Below are 25,776 nucleotides of genomic sequence, written 5' to 3' on the forward strand. Positions count from 1 at the left end.
TAAAAATATTATATCATAGCATTATAAAAGGCTATTAAAAAGTATATTTCAACTTTATAATAGCCTTTTGATATTGTATTGTATTCTAATTTAATTAAATTTATAATTATACTGGAATTTTTCTTCCTTCTTTTCTCCACTCTTTAAATTCTGCTGCTGCAGTAAATAAAGCATCTGTTGAAGAGTTAAGTCCAGTTTCACAAGAGTCTTGTATAACTCCTATAATAAATCCTACACCAACCATTTGCATCGCTACTTCATTTGATATACCAAATAAACTACATGCTAATGGTATAAGTAAAAGCGATCCACCTGCTACACCTGATGCACCACATGCAGAAACTGCAGCTAATACACTAAGAACTATAGCAGTTGGTATATCTACTGTTATTCCTAAAGTATGAACAGCCGCTAATGATAATACTGTTATTGTAACTGCTGCACCACCCATGTTTATAGTAGCACCTAATGGTATTGATACTGAATAATTATCTTCATTTAATCCTAAACTTTCACATAACTCCATATTAACTGGTATATTCGCTGCTGAACTACGAGTAAAGAATGCAGTTATACCACTTTCTTTTAAACATTTAAATACTAATGGATATGGGTTTTTTCTTATATTTAAATATACTATTATTGGATTTACAACAAATGCAACAACTGCCATACATCCTAATAATAATGCTAATAATGAACCGTAATCTTTAAATATACCTATACCATTTGTTGATATAGCTGTGAAAACTAATCCTAATATACCAAATGGAGCAAAACTTATAACCCATTTCACCGCTTGTGTAACTGCATCTGAAATATCAGCTAAAAATTCTTTTGTTCTATCTGAAGATTTTCTTAATGCTAAACCAAATACTACTGCCCAAGCTAATATACCAACATAATTTGCATCTACTATAGCTCCAACTGGATTACTAACTATATTTAGTAATAGTGTTTTTAATACTTCACCTATTCCTCCAGGTATTGCTGTATCAACCTCTGCTACTGAACCCAAATTAATTGTAACTGGGAATATAAAACTTGCTACAACTGCTACTAAAGCAGAGCAAAAAGTACCAATTAAATATAGTGCTATAACTGAACCCATGTTATTCTTTTTACCATCTTTATGTTGTGCTAAAGCACCAATAACTAAGAAAAATACCAATACTGGAGCTACTGCTTTTAATGCTCCAACAAATAATTCCCCTAAAAGTCCTATAATTTGAGCTTCCTTAGCAAATGTACCTAAAATAATACCAATTATCATCCCTACCAATATACGTTTAACCAAACTTATACTGTTCCATTTTTCTAAAATTCCCTTCATAAAAACATTCCTCCTTATATTATTTTGTGCATGCGATAAAAAGAAAAAAATAATTCCATTTATCTTTTTGTTAAATTATTCCTATTATCTATTAATAATACATTATTTTCCTGCAAATTGCCATAAAAAAACAAAAAGTATAAATCTTGTGAAATATTTTTTTATTTTTTATATTTAAAATATTAAATAAATTAAATTTTTCATTGTATATACTTTCATTAATATTATAAATTTTAGGAAAAATGAAAAAAAAATCTCTTCTTTTGAAATTTTAAAAGAAGAGATTTCATTATTTTTGTATTAATTTTTTTATTCGTAAAAAATTATTTTTTTGTATTAATTAATTTTGCTATATCTTTTGCAAAATAAGTAATTATAATTGTAGCCCCAGCTCTTTTTATAGACATTACAGCTTCATATATAGCATCTTCACTTAATAGACCTTTTTTAACAGCTTCTTTTAACATAGAGTACTCTCCACTTACATTGTAAGCCGCTATTGGTAAGTCATAATTATCTTTAAACCTTCTTATTATATCTAAATAAGAAAGAGCCGGTTTAACCATTATTATGTCTGCACCTTCTGCAATATCTAAATCAGCTTCTATCATAGCTTCATTAGAATTTGCTGGATCCATTTGATATGTTTTTCTATCTCCAAATGCTGGTGCTGAGTTTGCAGCATCTCTAAATGGTCCATAGAATGCTGATGCATATTTTGCGCTATATGCCATTATTGCAACAGTTTCATAACCATTTTCATCTAATGCATTTCTAAGTGCTCCTATTCTTCCATCCATCATATCAGAAGGAGCTACCATATCTGCACCTGATTTTGCATAACTAACAGCTATTTTTGATAAATATTCTAATGTTTTGTCATTATCTACGTATCCATCTTCTGTTAATATTCCACAATGTCCATGACTTGTATATTCACACATACAAACATCACATATTACATCCATTTGTGGCGCTATTTCTTTTATTTTTCTTATACCTTGTTGTAAAGCTCCGTTATCGTTATATGCTTCGCTACCACAACAGTCTTTTTTATTGTCATCAGGAACACCAAATAATATTACATGTTCTATTCCTAATTCAACTAATTCTTTAATTTCATCTTCTAACATATCTACAGAGAAGTGATAAACACCTTCCATAGAAGATATTTCTCTTTTTATATTTTCACCATCCACTATAAATAGAGGATAGATTAAATCTTCTTTTTCTAATTTTGTTTCTCTTACTAAATTTCTTAAAGCTTGTGTAGCTCTAAGTCTTCTTGGTCTTCTTAACATTTTGGCTCCTTTCATATTAATAGGTAGCTTATTCTGACATTGCCTCTATCATACTTTCAATAGATGCATTTTCTGCTTGTTTATAAACTTCTAAATTATTATCTAAAATAGTTTTTGTAGTTATTCTGCCTATTGATATTATTTTAGTATTAGACAATTTATCTTTGTTTTCTTCTCCAATTAGCTTGATAAAGTTTGTTACAGTTGATGAACTAGCAAATGTGATATAATCTAGATTGCCTTCTTCTAATGCTTTTATAGCTTCTTCTTTTTTGCTATCATCCATTACACTTTCATATGTTATAACTTCTGTTACATTAGATATTTCGTTTAGTTTTTCAACTAAGAATTTTCTAGCATTTTTAGCTCTAGGAATTAAAATCTTATCATCTTTTGTGACAATATCTTTTAACTCATCATACAAAGATTCTCCTACAGCATTTTTAGGCTGTATGTCTGGTTTAATTCCTCTTCTTTGGATAGCTTTTGATGTAGCTGCACCAATTGAGCAAACTTTTATATTTGCAAGTGCTCTACAGTCTAGCCCTAATTCATCTAATTTATCGAAGAATATATCTACTCCATTTTTGCTAGTTAAAACTAAATAAGTATAATCTTTAATATTTTTTATTTCATTTTCTAATTCTTTATTATCTTGAACTTTTTCAATTTTTATAGTTGGTATCTCAATAGGATTTCCGCCTAAATCCATTATTTGTTCTACTAATTTGCTATTTTGGCTTCTTGACCTAGTAACCATTATATTTTTGCCAAATAGAGGTTTATTTTCAAAGAAGTTTAACTTTTCTCTAAGGTTTACAACTGTTCCTACTACTATTAATGTTGGTGGTTTTACACCTTCTTTCATAGCAACTTCATAAGCATTTTCAAGCGTTGCTGTAACAACACTTTGATTGTAGCGTGTTGCCCAGCTGATAAATGCTACAGGTGTATCTTTAGCCATACCTTCTCTCATTAAATTTTCACTTATATTTTTTAAATTTGCTACCCCCATTAAAAATACAAGTGTACCTCTCATATTAGCTAAGGCATTCCAGTTTATATCAGGATTTTCTTTTCCATCTTTTCTAAGATGACCAGTTATAACATGGAATGATGATGCATGGTCTCTATGAGTTATTGGAATTCCAGCATAACAAAGCCCACCGATTGCTGAAGTTATTCCTGGAACAACCTCAAAATCAATTCCCTCTGCTTCAAGAAGTTCACCTTCTTCTCCACCTCTACCAAATACATATGGATCTCCACCTTTAAGTCTTGTTACTATTTTTCCTTCTAAGGCTTTATCAGCTATTATTCTATTTATTTGATCTTGAGGTACTAAATGGTCACTTGATGCTTTTCCAACATTTATAAACTCGCAGCCTTTTTTAGCTTCTTTTAAATAATTTATATTAGCAAGTCTGTCATAAACTATAACATCTGCTTTTCTTATGCATTCTAACCCTTTTAATGTTAATAGTTTATAATCGCCAGGTCCTGCCCCCACTAAGTAAACTTTCCCCTTCATTATTTTTCATACTCCTTTAATACACTTTTTGCTAATTCATATCCTATTTTTTGTGCATCAGCTAGAGTTCCTTCTTTAGATTGAATTACTATTTTCTTTCCGTCTCCATCTCCATAAAGTCCAGTCAGAGTAATTTTTTCTCCATCTACTTCACAATAAGCTCCCATAGGTATATGACAACTTCCATTAACACCTATTAAGAAACCTCTTTCTGCATCTATTTGTACTTTTGTAATATTATCTTTTATAGAATCTATTATTTTTTCAGTCTCTTTATCATCTTCTCTAATTTCAAGAGCTAATATTCCTTGTGCAGGAGCAGGTAACATAATATCTGTCGGTATATAATAATCTATTTTTTCTTCTAATCCAGCTCTTCTCAGTCCTGATGCTGCTAATACTACACCATCAAGATTTTCTGTTTCTATTTTCTTTATTCTTGTCTCGATATTACCTCTTATAGGGACAATTTCTAAATCTGGTCTATGTTTTAATAATTGATATTTTCTTCTTTTACTTCCAGTTCCTATTTTTGCACCTTGAGGTAAATCTTCTAAAGTTTTATAACCTTCTCTAAAAATAAGAGCATCTCTAGGGTCTTCTCTTCTTGGAGAATGTGCAAATTTAAGTCCTTCTGGAAGATATGATGGCATATCCTTCATACTATGAACTGCCATATCTATTTCTTTATCTAAAAGACTTTTTTCGATTTCTTTTACGAATAATCCCTTATCACCTATTTTATCTAGTGGTAAGTCTTTTATTAAATCGCCCTTTGTTTTTATAATTTTTATCTCAAACTCTATATCTGGGTTATTCTTTTTTAATTGTTCTACAACCCAATTTGTTTGAACAAGGGCTAAATTACTACCTCTAGTTCCTACTACTAATTTCATATTTATCTCCTTAAATGTTTTAAGATTATTTTCTTTTATTGTTTCTATTAACTAATATTGTAGAAAAATATGATATTTTTTCTTGTAGATGAACATCTCTTAAATCTTTATAAACTACTTCTCTTTCTTGAGATGAGTTACTTACTAAAATAGCACTATCTATTAAATCGTATTTTTCTAATTTTTGAACGATTTCTTTAAAGTTCTTATATACTTTCATAAGAACGAAACAATCATATGTTTGTAATGCTGCATCTATTTTCTCTTCTTCCATAGTACATGGTATAACCATAAGTGGGTCTGTATCCATTACTAATGGGAAGTTTTGATTTGATGCTATATTTGAGAAAGATGATATACCCGGTATAGTTTCAACTTCTATCTCGTCCATTAATCTTTCCATAATATATACATAAGTACTGTATATCATAGGATCTCCTAAAGTTATAAATCCTACTTCTTTCCCTGCTTTTACATCATCTTTTATTTCAGCTGCTATAGCATCCCATGATGCCATTTTTTCTACACTATCATTGTTCATTGGGAAATGTCTTTGTTTTATTTCAACAGTATCTGGTACATATTCCTTTACTATTGATAATGCTAAACTATCTCCACCTTTTTTTGGTTCTGGTGTATATAATATATCTAACATTTTTATTGTATTTACTGCTTTTATTGTTACTAATGTACTATCTCCTGGTCCAGTTCCTATTCCATAAAATTTTGCCATTTATATTTCCTCCATCTAGCCTCGTACGTTAATTTATGCTAACTCTTTTTCTAATTCTTTTGCGCAATCTAATGCATGGTTAACAAATTTATCTTGGATTGCTGGATATTCCCCTAAACCTTGTAAATGCACCTTTACATTAAATCCTTCTTTTTCTAATATAGATTTCCATGAATCTTCTTCATCACTTGCCATATCATTAGTAGCATGGTCTCCCGCAACTAACATGAAAGGTAATACATCAACAGTTTTTATGTTATCTGCTTTTAATTTTTTAACTACTTGCTCTATTTCAGGATATCCTTCAACTGTTCCTATATATACATTCATATCATTGTCTCTAAACATATATTCTAAAGCTGGATAAGCTGCATGACTTTCGTGTGTAGTTCCGTGTCCCATAAATACAACTGCTTCATCTGGTTTAATTATTTCTAGTTGTTTTCTTACAGCTTCAACTGTTTCTTTATAGTCTTCTATTGAAGTTAAAAGAGGTCTACCTAAAGCTATTTTTTTGAATTTAGGTTTAAAACTTTCAACTTGTTCTTTTAATTTGTTGTATTCTTCACCACATATTATGTGTAATGTTTGAACTACTACTTCTTCATATCCTGCATCTGCTAATTTTTGTAGAGCCTCTACTGGATTATCAATAAGCATGTTATCTCTCTTTTTTAATTTTCTAATTATCATATTTGAAGTAAATGCTCTATAAAAATCATATCCTTTAAGATTCTCACTTATCTTTTGTTCACATGCTTCTATTGTCTTCTTTCTAGTTTCATGATAGCTTGTACCAAAGCTTACTACTAATACTGCTTTTTTCATCTTTAATTTCTCCTTAATATTTAAATACTCCTCCAATTTAAAAATAAAAATAACCCACAAAACTATACTATTTTTTCTATATCTTCAATTCTATTTATTACTTTTGGGTAGTCAATTTGTTTTCTAGTTATGATTACCGCTGGTATATTTAAAGCTTTGCATGCATTAATTTTTTCTAAAAATCCTCCTGCAACTCCACTTTCTTTAGTAATTAATAAATCTATGTCATATTGTCTATAAGTAGCTATATTAATTTCTTCAGTAAAAGGACCCTTCATAGCGATTATGTTATCTGCATTAAGTCCTAATTCTTCACAACTTTTTAGGACATCACTTGTAGGCAATACGCGCGCAATTAGTTTTTTTCCCTTTATAAGTTCTATATATTTATCTAAATTTTTACTACCTGTTCCAATAAATATGTTATTTCCTTTTTCATTTGCAATTTCACATGCTTGTTCTATATCTTCAACAACATATATATCGTCATAATCTATTTGTTTTATAAGAGATTCTCTTTCAAATCTCACATAATCTGTATTTGATATCTTTGAACATTCAATTGCATTGCTAGATACAATTGTTGCATAAGGATGTGTTGCATCTATTATTTGAGTTATGTTCTTTTCTTTTATTAAAGATACCATATCTTCTATTGTCAATTTTCCTAAGAATACATTCTCTGTAGCTTTTTTGGCAATATCCCTCCCATATTCTGTTGTAACTGAAACCATATATGGTAAGTTCATTTCGTTTAATTTATTGCAAATACCTATACTATCGGATGTTCCACCTAATACTAAAATCATGATATGTATCCTTTCCTTTATGCTTAATAATTTCTTTTTATAATACTAGTTATACTGTATATCCTCTTGGTGTTATCATTAAATCATCGTGGATATATGTTGATTTGTTTCCTATTATAACCATAGTAGTCATGTCAACTCTTTCAAAATCCATTGTATCGAAAGTACATATGAATTTTTCTTCATCTGCTCTTCCTACATCTTTTACTATTCCAACAGGAGTTGAACCATCTTTAAATTCACTCATTATTTTAAATGCTGTTGCTAAGTGTTCGCTTCTTCCTTTACTTCTTGGGTTATATAAACATATTACAAAATCAGCTTCTGCCGCTAATCTTAATCTTTTTTCTATAACTTCCCATGGAGTCATTAAATCACTTAAACTTATATGGCAAAAATCATGCATTATAGGTGCTCCTAATACTGCAGCTGCTCCTATACTTGCAGTAACTCCTGGTACTACTTTAACTGGTATATCTACGCCTTGTTTTGTTACTAACTCAAGTATTAGACCTGCCATTCCATATATTCCAGAATCTCCACTACTTATAACAGCTACTTTTTTACCTGTTTTAGCAATTTCGATAGCTTCTTGGCATCTATCTACTTCTTTTCTCATTCCATTTTGAACTACTTCTTTATCTTGTATAAATTCTTCAACTAATTTTATATATGTTTTGTAACCTACGATTACTTCAGCATCTTCCATTGCTGCTATTGCTTCTTGTGTCATTAAGTCTCTGCATCCAGGACCTATTCCTATAACGTATATCATTTGTTCACTCTCCCTGCCGAAAATGTTATTCCAGTGTATTTTTGTTTTTCAATAATTAAATTTCCATCACTAAGTAAATGTGCACATGGTTCAGCTACAGAATATACTCCTACATTCTTTTTGACCCATTCCGATTTTCCATATAGATGATCTATTTGTGATATTTCTTTTACGGTAAATGTTTCAAAAGGCACATTTAAATAGTTTGCTAAATCTATAATTGCTTTTTCATCTTTTTTTATTTCTATACTACCTATTTTCTTTATAGAATTTATATCTATATTGTTAATTCTTGAAAACTCATGTAGCGATTCTTTCATATGTTGGCTATCAGTATTTTTCTTACATCCAACTCCTAATACAATGTCTTTTGGAACTAATTTTATTATTTTGTCGCTTTTGAAATCTAGTTTTTGCTTATTAGTTACTACGACTATTGTCTCTATATTTTCTAAATCTTTATTATTGTTGTTATGGATATTTAACATATCTTCATATGTTAAAAGTGTAAAACCTCTTGTATCTATGTGATAGTCTCCATCTATAAATAAACCTACGGGCTTGTTGTTAACTATCATAGAATTCACCTTCAATACATTATCTCTGAAGTTTTCTATATATCCATTTATACTTTTTGCTATCATATCTAATGAAGATTTATTGTTTATATCTGTTGCAGTTGTTATAACTGGATTTGCATTTATTAAATGGCTTATATATAAAGTCATTTCATTTGCTCCTCCCATATGTCCACTCAATAAACTTATCACATTAGTCCCTTTTTCATCAGTCACTAATATTGCTGGGTCTTTAAATTTGCTTTGTATTAATGGAGCGATTGTCCTCACTACTATTCCAGTAGCCATAATAAATATAATATATCTATATTTGTTAAATATCGTAGGTATAAAGTTGCTTAATTTTTCTTTTATCCTAACTATATTTTCAATACTTTTATATTGAGTATTTATTTTAGCATTATCATCGTTACTTATGTTACAAACCTCTTGTAACTCTGTAGATTTTTCTCTTTTTACAAAATAAATATCACCTTCATGTAATTTATTTTGCATTTCTAATGCTAACTTTTTTCCATTCTCAGTAATACATATAATAGCAATTTTATTATTTTCTGTATTCATGTTTGAAGTCCTTATCATATAATTTTGAATTATTATATGTAGTACCTAAGAATTCCCCTACCATTATTAATGCTGTTTTCTTTATGTCGTTTTCTTTTACTTTAGCTGCTATATCTTCTAAAGTCCCTTTTACTACTTTTTCATCTGGCCAAGTAGCTTTATATATTACTGCTATTGGAGTAGTTTTTGGATATCCACCAGCTATTAATTTTTCTACTACTTTTTCAATTTCTTGAACAGATAAGAATATTACCATTGAAGTTTGGTGTTTGGCAAAAGATTCTATAGATTCTTTTGGCGGAACTGGAGTTCTTCCTTCCATTCTAGTTATAACAACACTTTGAGATACTTCTGGAACTGTATATTCAACTCCTAGTGCTGATGATGCACCTAAGAATGAACTTACACCTGGTGTGCAGTCATAATCTATATTTAATTTTGCTAAATCTTCAACTTGTTCTCTTATTGAACCATATATAGAGAAATCTCCTGTTTGTAATCTTACAACTGATTTTCCTTCTCTAATTCCTCTTTCCATAACTTCTATGATTTCTTGTAAATTCATATATGCACTATCATGTATTTCACAACTTTCTTTACAATATTCAAGAAGTGCTGGGTTTACTAATGAACCTGCGTATATTACAACATCAGCATTACTTAGTAATTTATATCCTTTTAATGTTATTAATTCTTTATCCCCAGGACCTGCCCCTACAAAATGTACTTTATTAATGTTAGTATTCATTATCTTCTTCTACTCCTTTTTCGCATGAAATTATATATATTGGATTGTGAGGTTTAAAATATTCCCCTGTTCCTAACTTTTCAAGTTTTGCAACATTTAAAACTGTAACATCAATATTTTTAAACCCTTTTTCTTTTACTAATCTCAACATTTCATAAAATGTATCTATTATTATAAAGTTTGCTACAAGTCTTCCTCCATCAACTAGTAAGTCTTTAGACCAATCTATAATTTCTTCTAATTTTTTACCAGTTCCACCAAGGAAAATTGCATCTGCTTTTATATCTTTATCTAATTCTACAGGTGCATAAGCTTTTATTATTTCTACATTATCTAAATTGAACTTTTCTTTATTTTGTTTTACTAAATCAATTGCATCATCATTACGTTCAATAGCTATAACTTTTAAATTTGGATAGCTATATCCTGCTTCAATTGATACACTTCCTGTTCCTGCACCTACATCAATAAAAGTTTTTGCATTTAATAACTCTAGTTTATTTAGAGAAATAGCTCTAACTTCTTCTTTTGTTATAGGAACTTTTCCTGTTATAAAATCTTTATTCTTCATCTAATATCACCACTACATTCATATCAAATTTATCAACTGCTAATATAGCTTCTGGTTTTCCTATTGTTATCTTCTCATTTTCATAAGATAGATTTTCTCCTACAACAACAGTTTTTTTCAGATTTCTTTTTTGTATTTCTCTACTTATCTCATGTGGTCCAATTTTACTATCAGTAACCATACATACCTTTTTATGAGAAAGTATATAATCAAAATCTGGCACTTTCCCATGACTACTTGTAATATAAACATCATTCATGTCTACAAATATTCTTGAGAATATATATTGAAGAGAGCTTATCCCAGAAACTATATTTAGATGTTTGTGTTCTATGTTATTTGAAAGGTATTTTCCAATCCCATATATAGATGGATCTCCAGATGCTATAACAGAAATATTTTTATCTAAGTTATTTTGTATATATTCTAGAATTTCTTTTAGATTAGTAGATAAAACTATCTTTTCACCTTTAAAATCTTCTATTGATTCTAGATTTCTTCTTCCACCAATCACTACATCTGATGAGTAAATAATTTTCTCACCAAATTTAGTAATATAACCTGTGTTACCAGGACCCAAACCTATAATATTTATCATTTGAATACCTCCACTATGGACTCTGCATTATCAGATTTTGCTAGATATGATTTGTCCATTCTAAACATATACACACCTACTTCTATATCATCATCACCTAAATGTTGTTTTACTCTATCTCTGCATTTATTACATAAGATTTCATAAACACCTGTATATTCACTATCATCTATTATTTCTACTGCACCCTCAGCTGTCACACATTTATCTATTTCTTGTAAAAATTCTAGTGGCGCTCCCATAAGTGCCAAGTTAGCAATCATAATTTCATTTCTAGCATCAGCGACTTTGCTATGCGTGTGGAATATGCCGGCAGCTATCTTTATAAATTTACCAATATGTCCTGCCATAAGTATTTTTTTATATCCCATACGCTTGGCTTCCATAAGCATATAGCCTACAAAATTACTCATTCTAACTACATATTTTTCATCCAAGCCAAGTTCATTTTTTATAAACTCTTCACCGTGGTTTCCTGGGACTAAGATGATTTGGTCAATTCCTTGTGCTCTTTTCATTTCAAGCTCAATAGATAATGATTTTTTCCATCCTTCATCACTCATAGGTTCTACTATTCCAGAAGTACCTAAGATAGATATTCCTCCAACTATACCAAGTCTAGGATTGAATGTTTTTTTAGCAATTTCAACACCTTCTGGCGCAGATATAGTAATTTTTAGTGTTTTTGATTTATCTATATATGTGTTTAAATCTGTTCCTAATACTTTGTGGATTTCGGTTTTAATCATATTCATTGGAACTGGATTGATTGCAGATTTTCCAACCTCTACTTTCAGTCCTTTTTTTGTTACTGTTCCTACTCCTATGCCACCTGTTACATAAATATCTTCTTCCTCATCAATTCTATCGATTATTTCTGCTTTTGCAAAAATGTCCATTTTATGAGTTGCATCGATATCATCTCCACCATCTTTTTGAATAGAACAAATCGCATATTTTTTATTTATTTCTATATTTTCAGGCTTTAAAGTAAGATAAATTCCCTTGGGCGTATCTATATTAACTGACTCCAGTTTTTTTTGAGTAATTAACATATATGTTGCTGCTTTAGAGGCTGCTGCTGCACAAGATCCTGTAGTATATCCTCTTCTATATTTTTTGCCGTCTATATATACATACTCTTCCATAACTCTACCTACATTGCATATAGTATTGCATTAACTATCGCAGCAGCTATATTGCTACCACCTTTTCTACCTTGTGCCACTATATGAGGTATTTCTGTTTGTTCTAATTCATATTTTGACTCAGCAGCACCAACAAATCCAACTGGTACACCTACTACTGCATCTACATTACAACCTGATTTTTGCATTTCCATAACTTTATATAAAGCTGTTGGGGCATTTCCAAGAACAAATATCTTTCTTCCTGTATCTTGCATAGCTAATTCAACTGCTGCCATAGAACGAGTTATACCTTTTTCTTTTGCTAGCTCTCTTGTTTTTTCATCTGCAACTAAACATTTATACTCACATCCTAGTGCATTTAATCTAGTTTTATTGATTCCACTTAAAGCCATATTTGTATCTGTGTATATTGTGCATTTATTATTTAATGCATCTATTATATTTTCTACAGCAGTTTCTGATATTTTTAATATGTCTAAGTATTCAAAATCTGCACTTGTGTGTATGCAACGTTTTATAATTTTTTCTTCTATTTCATTTTTAAATTTATATCCTGGTCTTATATCATCGATTATCCCTTGAATTATTTCAAAACTTCTTACTTCTATCATTTTTGGGTCTTTAATATATTCCATTCTTCTTCCTCCCTGGATTGTCCATCAATAATGTCTGATGTATATATTTTTTTATAGTGTCGAGATATTTCACTATCTCTCAAATATTGTATTATTCTTTTATCATCCATTTCTTTATGCATTAGAACTCCAATAACAGTTCCGCTATGGGCAATATTTACCCCATAACACCCAAATCTATCGGAAATTTCTATAATCTCTTTTAAAAATGGTTTTTTGTGTATGTTTTCATTTGCCAAACCACTATATGTGCATGCTCTTCCAATTAAATCAAGATCGTTTTTTAATAGACCTTCATCTAATAAATCAAAAGATGTTTTTATTATTTCTTTATTTTGCATCTTATAAGATTTGTAATCTGGCATAGTTCTAATTAGTTTTGTATTTAAAATATCATCAGGCTCTAATATAACTACCTTTGTATCATTTATTCCACCTAGATATTTTTTTACATCTGCTGTAAGTGGATTAAATATACTATGTTGATTGAGTAGTAGAGAATCAGTCGCTTCTATTTTTACGGCTAATTTGGAGATTTCCTCTCCGGTTAAGGTTTTATTCAACATAGATAATGTAGCTTTTATTGTAGCTCCAATATCAGCGGTAGAACTAGCCATTCCCTTTCCAATAGGTATCTGACTTTTTATATTGAGTGATATATTTTTTGTATCTTCTATAGGTATATTAAATTTTTCAAAGACAAGCTCCATAGCTCGCCTTGATTTACTAGGGCCTTTGTTAATTATGTCTTTGCTTTCTTCTAAAGTTGCCACTGAAAATAAATTAATTGCATATGATGATAAATATTCTTCATTGTCTAAAATACCTTGTACAAATTCTCCACAAGATGCTGGACATACTCCATAAAACTTCATATTATTATCCTAATATTTTGTTTAATGATTCGATTAAGATTTTATTATCTTTGTGACTTTTTATTGCCACTCTAACATAATTTTTATCTAATCCAATAAAGTTTGAGGCATCTCTTATAAGAATATTGTATTTTTCAAAAAGCTCTAATTTTAATAAATTAGCTTCGTAATCTCTCAATTTTATAAGAATGAAGTTTGTATCTGTATCATAAACTTTTAATCGAGATATTTTTCTCAATTCTTCTAACATAAACTTTCTTTCGCTTATATAATAATCTTTGCTGTTTTTTATATATTCTTTATCTTTAAATAAATAATTAGATAAATTTTCAGCAAAAGAATTTATAGTCCAAGGTTCTTTGTAGTGATATATAGTTTCTATTATTTCTTCATTGCTAGTTACGCCATATCCTAATCTAAGTCCTGGCATCCCAAAGAATTTAGTTACTGCTTTTAATATAAATAGATTTGGTGTTTCTTTTACCCTATTTACTAAGCTGTATTGTTCTTCATTTTCTACAAATTCCATAAAAGTTTCATCTACAATTAAAAGTTTATTATTTTCAATCATCAAATCTAATAATCTATTTAAATCTTTAACTTTTCCATTTGGATTATTAGGATTACAAACAAACAAACTATCAAATTTTTCTATATTTTGTTGTATTTCATCTAAATCAATGCTAAAGTTATCTTCCTCTTTTAAATGAAAGTTTATTACTTCTAAATCATTTAATTTAGCCCCTCTACCATACTCTGAAAAAGTAGGATTTAATATTGCTATTCTCTTTTTTATACTTTTCATAAGAAGATATATAATTTCTGTTGCTCCATTACCTGGAATTATATTTTTACTATCTATATTTATATAATCAGAAATATTTTCTCTTAAATTTGTATAGTTTATATCTGGATAGCTTCTACTTTTTTCTAACCCTTCCAAAACATATTTTCCTAGATTGGAAATTATATGTGGATTTACATTTGAACTAAAATCAATTATATTTTCTTCGTTTTTTCCAAACTGTTTAGCCATATTATTGACATTAGCCCCATGGCCTAAATCCTTCATATGTATCCTCCTTATAATCATTAATTACATGAAAATACAATATATTATCACGTAAAATAATGTGAATACTAGCATAGAAGTTAAAGAAGTTGCGTATAAAATTTTGTTTGTTCTTGCTATATCTTGAACTTCTATTTCTCTAGTTTTATCTCCAATAGTCGGCTTATATACTGTTTCTCCAAAATAAACATTTGTACCACCTAATTGAATTCCTAATGCACCTGCAACTGCACCTTCTGAAAATGCACAGTTTGGGCTTTTATGATTTTTTCTATCTCTTATTGCTATTTTGAAACAATTTTTATAATCATTTCTCAAGAAAAAGTTTCCTATTGTAAATAATATAACTGATATTCTCGATGGAATATAATTAGCTATATCATCAATTTTTGCCGAAGCAAAACCAATATGAAGATATTTTTCATTTTTATATCCTACTGTTGAATCTAAAGTATTAATTGCTTTATAAGTCATTGCAAGTGGGGCTGCAAGTGATATTCCACCAACAGTTAATCCTGCACCAATAAAAGCATAAAATAACGGTGAAATTAAACCATCAACAGTATTTTCTGCAACTGTCTCTACTGTTGCTCTTATTATTTCTTTTTCACTTAAATTTTCAGTATCTCTACCTACTATATAAGATAGTTGAATTCTTGATTTTTCTATATTTCCTGTCTTTAATACTTCATAGATCTTTTTTGCTTCATCTTTTAAGCATTTTGTAGCTAATGTTGTATAAATCACAACTGAATTAATTATAACATAAATTACCATGTTAAAACTTACCAGTTTCATAATTATGTAAGTTATTAAAAAAGTTATTCCTACAGTTATAAACCATAGAAAAAATCCACCTATTTTTAATCCTTTATCACTTTTTGCTACTTTTCTTATAAAGTTTTCTACGACCTTTATTAATTTTCCTATATATTTAACTGGATGAGGAAATGAATAAGGGTCACCTACAATCAAGTCAGTAATATATCCTAAATATAATGATAGTATATTCATCTTATTTATTTCCTTTTTCTAAAAAGTTTGCTATACAATCTAAGTTGTTATAAAAATGAGTATGTAAATAAGTTGCTAAGGTATTTCCGCTACTATACCCTCCATCCCATCTATCTACGACTACTCCATTTCTTTCTTTTGTCATTTCGTATGCACAAGGCTCCTCACTATCAAATATTGAATGATGGAACTCATGCCCTTTTATTACTTGTCCCTTTTTAGCTAAAATAGTATCTTCTTTTGCTTTACCATTACAATATCCAAATCGTTTCAATGATGATGTCATTTTGCTCGTTCCTTTAAATATGCCGACCATATTGAACAACTCTTTATTTTGATTTTCTAGTTTTTCGCCTAAATACATAAGACCGCCACATTCTGCATATATAGGTATATTATTTTTATGAGCATCTAATATTGATTCTCTCATTGATTTATTGTCATGTAATTCTTTTGAGAATATTTCTGGGAAACCTCCTCCTATATAAATATAATCAGCTTTTGGAACTTTCTCATCATGCATCGGACTAAAATATTTTATTTCTAATCCTAGCTTCTCTAATAATTCTATATTTTCTCTATAGTAGAAATTAAATGCTTTATCAAATGCTATAGCTATAGATTTATTTTCTACTTTATGTTCTTTTATAAATTTATCTAAATCAAAATTGCTATCTATGTCTTGTGTTTCTGATATTTCTAATATTCTATCAATATCTATATATTTTTCGATTTCATCTGCTAAGTTATCAAATTTTTGCTTTAAAGAGTCCATTTCTACACTTGGGACAAGACCTAAATGTCTAGACTCTAGTGAAAATTCTTTATTTGGTGGAAAATATCCTAAAACTTCTATGCCTGTGTATTTTTCGATAGCACTTTTTAAAGTATTGTAATGACTTTCACTTTTTACATTATTAGTTATAACACCTTTTATATTTACATCAGTATCTAGCATTTTATATCCTAAAACCATAGCTGCAGAAGATGCGGCCATAGCTTTTGCATTTATGACTAATATAACTGGTGCTTTTAACATTTTTGATGTATATGAACTTGTGCAATCATTTAAATCTATTCCATATCCATCATATAATCCCATTACACCTTCTACTACTGCTATATCAGCATCTTTAGATGCTTCTTTTACTATATACTTTATTTTTTCATCTTCAAGCATATATGAATCTAAATTTCTAGAATATCTTCCTGTTATAAAAGTATGATAAGAAGGATCTATATAATCTGGTCCAACTTTAAATGGTTGTACCTGTAGTTTTCTTTTTGTAAGTGCTTGCATTATACCTAATGAAATAGTTGTCTTTCCGACACCACTATTTGTCCCTGCAATTAATATTTTCTTCATCTCTACCACCTATTGTCCTTTACTTTCTTCGTGCTCTTGCATTATTTGATATATCTTTTCTATATCAAGATGTTCTCTTAAGAAGTCTGCTAATCTGTCGTATTCTTTATCCTTAAATTCTTTAAATGATTTAACTTTACTGTCTATTTTATCTAGACCTTTCATTTCTCTTATGTTGTTTAATATAGTTCTAGTAAAATCTACATCATCAAATATTCCATGAAGGTATGTTCCGAAAACATTGCACTCTGAGTTTACACTTCCTTCTGTGTAATTAACTTTTTCATCTAATTTTTGTGTAATTGTGCATAGATTTTTTATTTCATTACCTCTATTGGTAACGCCCATATGTATTTCATATCCTTTAACTTTTTTACCTTCTAAATTATTTAAATATCCACTTAAATCTTTATCTATTATTGCCTCAACTTGAGTTGTCGTCTTTTCTAGTTCAAAAGTTGTTTCAGTATCTAGAAGACCTATCCCTTCAACTTCCTCTAAATCACTTTCGACATGATATGGGTCTCTTAATTTTTTACCTAGCATCTGATATCCACCACAAATACCTATAACTAATTTTCCTCTTCTATGTAATTCCTTTATTTGTTCTTCAAGACCATTATTTCTTAAAAACATTAAATCATCTATTGTACTTTTAGTACCTGGAATAATTACTATATCAGGATTTCCTAGAGATTCTCCATAATCTACATATCTAATACTTACATCTTCTTGAGTTTCAAATATATTAAAATCTGTAAAATTAGACATATGTGGCGTTCTAACAATTTCTATATGTATATCATTTCTCGCCATTTGCTTTTTAAATCTCGTAGTTACACTATCCTCATCTTCTATTTTTATATCACAATAAGGTACAACACCTAATACAGGTATATTTATTATTTCTTCTAACATTTTTACTCCGGAATCTAAAAGCTCTTTTCTACCTCTAAATTTATTTATTATTACCCCTTTTACTCTCTTTCTATCTTCTTCGCTTAATAAAAGCATTGTTCCAACAAGTGATGCAAAAACGCCACCTCTATCAATATCACCAACTAATATTACTGGTGCATCTGCTATTGTTGCCATTCCCATATTGGAAATATCTCTTTCCATTAAGTTGATTTCTGCTGCACTTCCTGCACCTTCCATAACAACTATATCGTAGTTTTCTTCAAATTCTTTAAATATATCTCTCAATACATCCATTAACTCTAGCTTATATTCATGGTATTGTGGAGAAGTCATATCTCCAACTACCTTTCCTCTTACTATAACTTGGCTTTTATTGTTGCCACATGGTTTAAGTAATATTGGGTTCATATCTGCTATTGGTTCTAATCCACATGCTTCTGCTTGTGAAACTTGGGCCCTTCCCATCTCTAGTCCTTCCTTTGTTATAAATGAATTAAGGGCCATATTTTGAGATTTAAAAGGAGTTACAGTATAGCCATCTTGTTTAAATATTCTACCTAAACCTGTAACTATTGTACTTTTCCCAACATTGGATGCAGTTCCTTGAAACATTATTTTCTTACTCATAGCCTCTTCCCCTTCTATTATTTGTAGCGCTATATATTAACTAAAATAAATCTATATTTATCGTATATATATTTAGAAAACTAACAAAAAAATCCTAATAACGAGATTAGGATTTTTTGTATTTATAAAAAAATCTTCACCCCGAGATTTTAACTCTAATAAATTAATTAATCCAGGTATCCTGACTTAACATCATCCTACTCCTACACCTTCCCATTTTCTCAAACAGTGGTTTCTATAGTTTCATCCGTTTCACAGTAGCGGGGGCTGTAAAGGCTTTTACCTTTTTCCCTGAGAAAAATTAATCTAATATTCTATTTTAAAAAACTTGTTTCATTTAACTTATTAATAACAGCAAATCCATTATCAATTTCAACAATACTTATAGATGCATTGTCGATTTTAAAATTCCAATGGTATTCAAAACTATTTGAAATTAAATATGTTAAAATATTTCTAATTGTCCCTGCATGAGCACATATTAAGATTGTCTCACCTTCATCAGACTCATCTAAAATAAATTGTGTTTCTTTTGATACTCTTTCAAAACAATCAACCAAGCTTTCTCCATTTGGATATGTATATTCATATCCTTCTTCTATCATTTTGTTAAATTCATCAGGATAATCTTTTTGAATTTCTTTGAAGTCTTTTCCTTCAAAATCTCCAAAGTTAATTTCTTGTAAATCCTTACTCTGTTGTATTTCTATTGAATTTATTTTAGCTAAATATTTTGCAGTCTCTTTAGTTCTACTTGACGTCGTAGTATATATCTTATCAATTTTTTCATCACTTAAAAAGCCTGTTATTTTTTCTATTTGTATCTTTCCTTCTTCACTTACTTTACTATCTATATGACCAGAGAGTTTCGCAAGTTTATTATCTTCTGTAAGTACATGACGTACTAAAATTAATTTTTTCATTTTCTTCTCCTTACAATGCTAAATTACTGAAATTAGCATATAAGTATATATTAAGAAAAATACTTCTCCAAGTTCTATCGTGCAACCTAATATATCTCCAGTTACACCATCAATCTTTTTATATATATGTTTTTTAAACAATAATGCAAATACTATTATAAATATAATAGAACTTAAAACTTTTATAATTGTCGCAATAGGTTGTAAGAAAATAAATTTTCCAAATAATATAATTAATATAGAAGAATATACTATACCTGTTATAAGCATTCCTATAGTACATTTTCCTATAAATAAATTACCCATACCTTTTGCTCTTGGAGTTACTGTTTTGTAAGTCATTATCATAACTCCAATTCGCCCTATAACCGGCATAAAAATAACTAGCCATAACAAGTTATTTTGTACTAAGCTATTGATAAATCCTATTTTTAGTAGTATTAAAAACATTATTGCAAGAAGTGAATTTGTTCCTAATCTGGAATCTTTCATTATTTCTAAAATTCGTTCTTTGTCTCTATTACTGTATATTGCATCAAATGTATCACCTAATCCATCTATATGAAGGCCTCCTGTTGTTAAAACTTCTATAAGAGTTATAACTATAGCACTTATAAATGGATCAAATATTGTCAACGAAAGCCAACCCAAAGTATATGTTATTATACCGATTACAAATCCTACTAATGGAAAATATACTATTGATTTATGGAATTCTTCATCAAATCCTGTTTCTATCCTAATTGGAATTCTCGTCATAAATTGTAGTATTGAAATAAATCTATTCATATCTCTCTACCCCTTTATTTTTGTAGGAATTCCGCATACAACAAAATAAACTTCATCACTTAGTTTTCCTAGCATTTGATTTATTCTGCCTACAAAATCACAGTAAACTCTACCTAATTTATAACCTGGAACTACTCCTAGTCCAATTTCATTTGTAACCATAACGAAATATAAATCAGTTTTTTTAACTTCTTCCATCAATTTTTTAATTTGATCTTGTATATAAGCTTCTAACTCATTTATCTCTTCTTCGCTTGCATTATCTATGTCTATCCCATCAGTAAACATTAAATTATTTACTAATAAAGTGATGCAATCTAGTATAACTGTTTGATGTTTTTCACTTATATTTTTTATTATTTTATAAATATCTTTATAAATTTCGTATGTTTTCCACTCTTTTGGTCTACTTGCTTGATGCTTTCTAACTCTTTCTTTCATTTCATCATCAAAAGCGACTGATGTTGCAATATAAGCAGTACTATTATTTTGGTTTTTACATAGTGATTCTGCAAATCCACTTTTTCCAGAGCGTGCACCACCTGTAACTAAAATAACTTTGCTCATAGTTTTCTCCTTAATGTTTTATTACATACCCATATCAACTTCATCGAAAGTTAGCATATTTTTATAAACATAGTTTGCAGCTTCTATCATATTGAATGCTAAAGCAGCCCCACTACCTTCTCCTAATCTCATATCCATTTTTAAGAATGGATCTAATCCTAATAATTCTAAAGCTTTCTTAGCTCCTGGTTCTGCTGAATAGTGTGATGCTATCATATAATCTTTACATCTTGGGTTTATATTTACTGCTATTAAAGCTGCTGCATAAGATATAAATCCATCTAAAACAACTGGTACTCTATTTGCACTACATCCTAATATAACACCAGCCATAGAACCTATTTCAAATCCACCAACTTTTTGTAATATATCTATTCCATCTGTTGGATTTGGTTGGTTTATTTCTATAGCAGTTCTTATTACTTGTGCTTTATGTGCTAATAGTTCTTTTTTAAGACCTGCACCCATTCCTGTTACTTCTTGTGGATCACATCCTGCAATTACAGATATTATTGCAGCAGATGGTGTTGTATTTGCTATTCCCATCTCACCTATACCTATAACTTTATAATCTTCTTGTATGTATTTTTCAGACATCTCTATCCCAATTTCTATTGCTCTTATAGCTTCTTGTCTTGTCATTGCAGGACCTTTTGCCATATTAGATGTACTTTTTCTTATTTTACAATCGATTACACCTTCAATTGGCTCATCGCAGTTAATTCCTACATCTACTAATTGAACATCTGAACCTACAAATTTAGAGATTGTTCCTACACCATTAATTTTCTTTGGAAAATTCATAGATTGTAAAAGTGTTATATTTTGATTATTTGGAGCTACTCCTTCTTCATATACACCATGATCACATGCAAAAGATAAAACTATTTTTTTTGTAGTATCAAAATACTTGCTTCCGTATATACCAGCTAATTGTATACTTATCTCTTCTAATTTTCCTAAACTTCCTTGTGGTTTTATTAACCTATCTTGCCTAGCTTGTGCTTGTTCCATAAAACGAGTATCTAATGGGTAAATATTTTTACATATACTCTCGATTAAACTCATTGTATGCCTCCCTCTGATTTTGAATTAGATATTGTCAAAAAATAAATAAAATTAATCCTAGCCATAAAGGCTAGGTTTAATTTTATTAAAAATATATCTATTATAAATTATATAAACTAATTTCTAAAGTTTCTACTAATTTCGTTAGATTTTTATAATTTAATTTGTATTTTTTTGCCAATTTTTATATTTTTATAATAAAAGTTAGATTTTATTTATAAATTATGGCATGCTTTTAATGCTTCATAGTTGCATTTTATTGTATATTCTATATCCTCATCTGTATGAGCATAAGATAAGAACATTGCTTCATACTGACTTGGAGCAATTAATATTCCTCTGTCTAACATTTCTTTGAAATATTGATTAAATTTATCTATATCTGATTTAGTTGCATCATCAAAGTTTTGAACTGGTCCTGATGTAAAGAATAAACAAACTAATGACCCTGCTCTATTTACAGTATAATCTAATCCTAATTTTTTAAGATTCTCTTGTATTCCTTCTTGTAGCATTTTACCTTTTCTGTCTAATTCAGAATAAATATCTTTATGGTCTCTTAATGTTTCAAGGTTTTTCTTTCCTAAGAACATTGCAAGAGGATTTCCTGATAATGTACCAGCTTGATAAACAGGTCCTACTGGAGATACACATGCCATTATTTCTTTTTTCGCTCCATATGCTCCAACTGGCATACCTGCACCAATTATCTTACCAAAGCAAACCATATCTGGTTCAACACCAAAGTATCCGATTGAACTATTGTAAGCAAGTCTGAAACCAGTTATAACTTCATCGAATATTAAAACACTTTTATACTCTGTACATATATCTCTTAGTCCTTGTATAAATTCTTGAGTTCCTGGAACAACACCCATATTTCCTGATACAGTTTCAACTATTACTGCTGCTATATCATCACCTTGTTCTTTAAAAACTCTTCTTACATCTTCTATATCATTATATCTACATACTAATGTATTTTTTACTACGTCAGCAGGTACTCCTGGACTTGTTGGAACACCAAAAGTTAAAGTTCCAGAACCTGATTGAACTAATAATCCATCAGAATGTCCATGATAACATCCTTCAAATTTAAGTATTTTATTTCTATTAGTATATCCTCTAGCCACTCTTAAAGCACTCATTGTAGCCTCAGTACCTGAGTTTACCATACGCACCTGATCTATGGCAGGATATGCATCAACTATTATTTTAGCAACATCTATTTCTATTGGTGTTGCTACCCCATAACTTGTCCCTCTCTTAGCCATTTCTTCTAGTCCTTCAGACATAAAATCTGGACTATGTCCTAGCATAAGAGGTCCCCAAGAACAAATATAGTCTATATATTCATTTCCATCAACATCGATTAATCTATCACCATGTGCTTTATCTGCAAATATAGGCGCTAATCCTACTGATTTAAATGCTCTAACTGGACTATTTACCCCTCCAGGAATGTATTTCTCTGCTTCTTTAAATAATTGCTCTGATTTAGTATACTTCATTACTTTATATCCTCCATAAATTTATATTTCAAATAAATCCTCAATAACTTTTATGTATTCTTCTCTCTGACCTTTATTTTTTACTTGTTTTAAATTCATGATAGGTTCTCTTATTACCCTTTTTAATGCTGAACCTAACATTTTTTCGATTATTTTCTTTTCCCTTTGGTTTAAATCGATTTTTCTATAAATACAATCTAAAGTGTCTTCCTTAATTTCAATACATTTACTATTTAATGATTGTATTGTAGGATCCATGAAAGTCAAGTCTAGCCATTCTACAAATTCGTCAATTTTTACACTTATAATTTCTTGTGCTTTTTGTGCTAACTCATTTCTTTTTATATCATTTTGATTGTGAATTTCTTTTAAATCATCAATATCGTATAATTCTACATAATCTAATTCATTTAATTTAGTATCTATATCTCTAGGCAATGCAATATCCATAATATATATTTTCTTATCTAATTTTGGCATTTCATCATATCTTATAACTAAATGAGGTGATGCTGTTGCACTAACGATAATATCTATGGATTTTTCCTCAATAACTTTATGTCTATCACTATATTCTATCGGAATTATATTTTTAAATTTACTTTGTATTGCCTTTGTTTTTTCAATATTTCTATTAGCTACATATATATTTTTTATCTTTTCTTCTTCTAAATGGTTTAAAGTAAGTAAATTCATCTTACCTAATCCTACAATTAAAGCATTTTTACCTTCTAGAGAACCTATTTTCTCCTTAAGTAATTTTACACCTATATAACTAATTGAAAGTGGTTGTTGTGATATTTTTGTTATAGTTTTTATTTCTTTAGATGTTGTTATCGCATCTCTGAATAATTTATTAAATACTTTTTTTGTTGCACCCAATTTCATACAAAATTCATGGGCATCTCTTACTTGTCCAAGAATTTGGTCTTCCCCCAAAACAAGTGAGTCTAAACCTGCTGTAACTTCAAATAAATGCTGAATTGCTTCTAAATTTGTTTTCTTAAATAAATATTTATTTATATCTTTTACCCCAAAATACTGCTCATAAAAATCTGATAATTCATTAATTTTTATATCTATATTTTCTGCGTTTATATATATTTCACTTCTATTACAAGTAGATATAATTACTACTTCCTCAATCTCTTTATCTAACAGTATATTTATAGCTTCAATTTTTTTCGTATCAGTAAATGATACGGCTTCCCTAACATTTATTGGAGCTAAATTATGATTTACCCCTACAACTCCTATGTTCATATTCTTCCTCCATATTTTCAGATTTTCCCTACTCAACACCTTTACCTATAGTTTTTATTTTATAACATATTATTATAAAAAAAAAGTAACATGTCCCAAAATAATAAAGTATTCTTACAAAATCGCTATTTTTATTTGTTTATTATCAAATCAAGTATATTAGTCTATATTAAATTAAATTAAATTTATAATTGTATTTATTTTGTACTTTATTAAATACCCTAATCTAAAAGTACTTCTTTCTATTTCATAGTCTTTATCTTGTAAAAATCGGTAAAAAAAATGAGCCTTACTAAATATAATTTATATTTATAATAGGCTCGAAAATTCAATTTAGGTTTTTAAAAAAAGATTTTATATTATCCTTTATATTGTTTAATTTCTCGAAAACAAAAAAAAATTACGTGGCTACGTCTTACTCTCCCAGGCGGTTGCCCACCAAGTACCATCAGCGCTCAGGAGCTTAACTTCTGTGTTCGGAATGGGAACAGGTGTATCCTCCTTGCTATAATAACCACATAATTTTATTTGGAGCTGGTGATAGGAGTCGAACCTACAACCTGCTGATTACAAGTCAGCTGCTCTGCCATTGAGCCACACCAGCATATTTATTTATTTAATACTTTCAAAATTGCTAACATTTAATGAATGAATTCATTTGGTCAAGTCCTCGATCTATTAGTATCAGTAAGCTAAATATATTACTACACTTACACCTCTGACCTATCA

The 25,776-nt window shown here is 29.2% G+C and carries 25 protein-coding genes, 1 tRNA gene, 1 rRNA gene and 1 riboswitch; all 27 genes read right to left on the bottom strand.

Annotation, left to right across the window (positions count from 1 at the left end; translation table 11 throughout):
- Nucleotides 1-106: 106 nt before the first annotated feature.
- The 27 genes from sstT to ABCM86_RS03470 all read right to left on the bottom strand — a co-directional run bounded on the left by sstT (nucleotide 107) and on the right by ABCM86_RS03470 (nucleotide 25,651).
- Nucleotides 107-1,333 carry a serine/threonine transporter SstT gene (gene sstT / locus ABCM86_RS03340; protein WP_195929381.1) on the bottom strand — a complete coding sequence of 409 codons (1,227 nt, stop codon included), beginning with the start codon at nucleotides 1,331-1,333 and terminating at the stop codon, nucleotides 107-109.
- Nucleotides 1,334-1,656: 323 nt separating this feature from the next.
- A complete protein-coding gene (hemB, locus tag ABCM86_RS03345) occupies nucleotides 1,657-2,634 on the bottom strand; it encodes a porphobilinogen synthase (RefSeq protein WP_343003488.1) in 978 nt (325 codons plus the stop codon).
- Between the two features lie 28 nt (nucleotides 2,635-2,662).
- A complete protein-coding gene (cobA, locus tag ABCM86_RS03350) occupies nucleotides 2,663-4,165 on the bottom strand; it encodes a uroporphyrinogen-III C-methyltransferase (protein ID WP_295676824.1) in 1,503 nt (500 codons plus the stop codon).
- Nucleotides 4,165-5,061 (bottom strand): hydroxymethylbilane synthase, encoded by an 897-nt coding sequence (gene hemC, locus ABCM86_RS03355; RefSeq protein WP_295676826.1) that lies wholly within the window; start codon nucleotides 5,059-5,061, stop codon nucleotides 4,165-4,167. The genes cobA and hemC overlap by 1 nt, the downstream gene beginning before the upstream one ends.
- A 25-nt stretch (nucleotides 5,062-5,086) precedes the next feature.
- On the bottom strand, nucleotides 5,087-5,794 hold the full coding sequence (locus ABCM86_RS03360) for a cobalt-factor II C(20)-methyltransferase (RefSeq protein WP_295763246.1): 708 nt from the start codon (nucleotides 5,792-5,794) through the stop codon (nucleotides 5,087-5,089).
- 33 nt (nucleotides 5,795-5,827) lie between these two features.
- Nucleotides 5,828-6,622 carry a sirohydrochlorin cobaltochelatase gene (locus ABCM86_RS03365; protein ID WP_195929386.1) on the bottom strand — a complete coding sequence of 265 codons (795 nt, stop codon included), beginning with the start codon at nucleotides 6,620-6,622 and terminating at the stop codon, nucleotides 5,828-5,830.
- A 62-nt stretch (nucleotides 6,623-6,684) separates the two neighbouring features.
- Nucleotides 6,685-7,431, bottom strand: coding sequence for a precorrin-6A reductase (gene cobK / locus ABCM86_RS03370; RefSeq protein WP_295676828.1), 747 nt, complete (start codon nucleotides 7,429-7,431; stop codon nucleotides 6,685-6,687).
- Nucleotides 7,432-7,480: 49 nt separating this feature from the next.
- Entirely contained in the window at nucleotides 7,481-8,206 is a 726-nt protein-coding gene (gene cobJ, locus ABCM86_RS03375; RefSeq protein WP_295732849.1) for a precorrin-3B C(17)-methyltransferase, read from the bottom strand.
- Nucleotides 8,203-9,348, bottom strand: a complete 1,146-nt coding sequence (gene cbiG / locus ABCM86_RS03380; protein ID WP_195929389.1) for a cobalt-precorrin 5A hydrolase — start codon at nucleotides 9,346-9,348, stop codon at nucleotides 8,203-8,205. Before cbiG ends, cobJ begins: the two co-directional genes overlap by 4 nt.
- Nucleotides 9,332-10,096 carry a cobalt-precorrin-4 methyltransferase gene (locus ABCM86_RS03385; RefSeq protein ID WP_343003489.1) on the bottom strand — a complete coding sequence of 255 codons (765 nt, stop codon included), beginning with the start codon at nucleotides 10,094-10,096 and terminating at the stop codon, nucleotides 9,332-9,334. The genes cbiG and ABCM86_RS03385 overlap by 17 nt, the downstream gene beginning before the upstream one ends.
- Nucleotides 10,086-10,667, bottom strand: coding sequence for a decarboxylating cobalt-precorrin-6B (C(15))-methyltransferase (locus ABCM86_RS03390; RefSeq protein WP_195929390.1), 582 nt, complete (start codon nucleotides 10,665-10,667; stop codon nucleotides 10,086-10,088). Before ABCM86_RS03390 ends, ABCM86_RS03385 begins: the two co-directional genes overlap by 11 nt.
- Entirely contained in the window at nucleotides 10,657-11,265 is a 609-nt protein-coding gene (locus ABCM86_RS03395) for a cobalt-precorrin-7 (C(5))-methyltransferase (RefSeq protein WP_295732852.1), read from the bottom strand. The genes ABCM86_RS03390 and ABCM86_RS03395 overlap by 11 nt, the downstream gene beginning before the upstream one ends.
- Nucleotides 11,262-12,413 carry a cobalt-precorrin-5B (C(1))-methyltransferase CbiD gene (cbiD, locus tag ABCM86_RS03400; protein ID WP_295676833.1) on the bottom strand — a complete coding sequence of 384 codons (1,152 nt, stop codon included), beginning with the start codon at nucleotides 12,411-12,413 and terminating at the stop codon, nucleotides 11,262-11,264. Before cbiD ends, ABCM86_RS03395 begins: the two co-directional genes overlap by 4 nt.
- Before the next feature lie 8 nt (nucleotides 12,414-12,421).
- Nucleotides 12,422-13,051 (bottom strand): cobalt-precorrin-8 methylmutase, encoded by a 630-nt coding sequence (locus ABCM86_RS03405; RefSeq protein WP_195929393.1) that lies wholly within the window; start codon nucleotides 13,049-13,051, stop codon nucleotides 12,422-12,424.
- Nucleotides 13,024-13,926, bottom strand: a complete 903-nt coding sequence (locus ABCM86_RS03410; protein WP_295763238.1) for a serine/threonine protein kinase — start codon at nucleotides 13,924-13,926, stop codon at nucleotides 13,024-13,026. The genes ABCM86_RS03405 and ABCM86_RS03410 overlap by 28 nt, the downstream gene beginning before the upstream one ends.
- A 4-nt stretch (nucleotides 13,927-13,930) precedes the next feature.
- A complete protein-coding gene (locus tag ABCM86_RS03415; RefSeq protein WP_295676837.1) occupies nucleotides 13,931-14,998 on the bottom strand; it encodes a threonine-phosphate decarboxylase in 1,068 nt (355 codons plus the stop codon).
- A gap of 24 nt (nucleotides 14,999-15,022) precedes the next feature.
- Complete coding sequence (gene cbiB, locus ABCM86_RS03420) at nucleotides 15,023-16,012, bottom strand: adenosylcobinamide-phosphate synthase CbiB (protein WP_343003490.1); 990 nt, start codon at nucleotides 16,010-16,012, stop codon at nucleotides 15,023-15,025.
- Nucleotide 16,013: 1 nt separating this feature from the next.
- A complete protein-coding gene (locus tag ABCM86_RS03425) occupies nucleotides 16,014-17,378 on the bottom strand; it encodes a cobyrinate a,c-diamide synthase (protein ID WP_343003491.1) in 1,365 nt (454 codons plus the stop codon).
- 9 nt (nucleotides 17,379-17,387) lie between these two features.
- Nucleotides 17,388-18,926: a cobyric acid synthase gene (locus ABCM86_RS03430; RefSeq protein WP_343003492.1), complete on the bottom strand. Its 1,539-nt coding sequence runs from the start codon at nucleotides 18,924-18,926 to the stop codon at nucleotides 17,388-17,390.
- A gap of 153 nt (nucleotides 18,927-19,079) precedes the next feature.
- Nucleotides 19,080-19,245: riboswitch (cobalamin riboswitch) on the bottom strand.
- Nucleotides 19,241-19,849: a histidine phosphatase family protein gene (locus ABCM86_RS03435; RefSeq protein WP_295735345.1), complete on the bottom strand. Its 609-nt coding sequence runs from the start codon at nucleotides 19,847-19,849 to the stop codon at nucleotides 19,241-19,243. Its footprint overlaps the riboswitch before it by 5 nt.
- Nucleotides 19,850-19,867: 18 nt before the next feature.
- Nucleotides 19,868-20,638, bottom strand: coding sequence for an adenosylcobinamide-GDP ribazoletransferase (cobS, locus tag ABCM86_RS03440; protein WP_343003493.1), 771 nt, complete (start codon nucleotides 20,636-20,638; stop codon nucleotides 19,868-19,870).
- A 6-nt stretch (nucleotides 20,639-20,644) separates the two neighbouring features.
- A complete protein-coding gene (cobU, locus tag ABCM86_RS03445; protein ID WP_343003494.1) occupies nucleotides 20,645-21,205 on the bottom strand; it encodes a bifunctional adenosylcobinamide kinase/adenosylcobinamide-phosphate guanylyltransferase in 561 nt (186 codons plus the stop codon).
- A gap of 21 nt (nucleotides 21,206-21,226) precedes the next feature.
- Nucleotides 21,227-22,273 carry a nicotinate-nucleotide--dimethylbenzimidazole phosphoribosyltransferase gene (cobT, locus tag ABCM86_RS03450; protein ID WP_195929402.1) on the bottom strand — a complete coding sequence of 349 codons (1,047 nt, stop codon included), beginning with the start codon at nucleotides 22,271-22,273 and terminating at the stop codon, nucleotides 21,227-21,229.
- A 215-nt stretch (nucleotides 22,274-22,488) separates the two neighbouring features.
- Nucleotides 22,489-23,784, bottom strand: a complete 1,296-nt coding sequence (gene hemL / locus ABCM86_RS03455; RefSeq protein WP_295735253.1) for a glutamate-1-semialdehyde 2,1-aminomutase — start codon at nucleotides 23,782-23,784, stop codon at nucleotides 22,489-22,491.
- A gap of 21 nt (nucleotides 23,785-23,805) precedes the next feature.
- Entirely contained in the window at nucleotides 23,806-25,047 is a 1,242-nt protein-coding gene (gene hemA / locus ABCM86_RS03460) for a glutamyl-tRNA reductase (RefSeq protein WP_343003495.1), read from the bottom strand.
- A 402-nt stretch (nucleotides 25,048-25,449) separates the two neighbouring features.
- A 5S ribosomal RNA gene (gene rrf, locus ABCM86_RS03465) occupies nucleotides 25,450-25,566 on the bottom strand.
- Nucleotides 25,567-25,576: 10 nt separating this feature from the next.
- Nucleotides 25,577-25,651: transfer RNA gene (locus ABCM86_RS03470), tRNA-Thr, on the bottom strand.
- Nucleotides 25,652-25,776: the final 125 nt, after the last annotated feature.

Origin of the sequence: Clostridium sp. 2218st1_F5_2218SCRN_220325 (assembly GCF_039062665.1) — a bacterium.
Lineage (GTDB): Bacteria > Bacillota > Clostridia > Peptostreptococcales > Peptostreptococcaceae > Intestinibacter.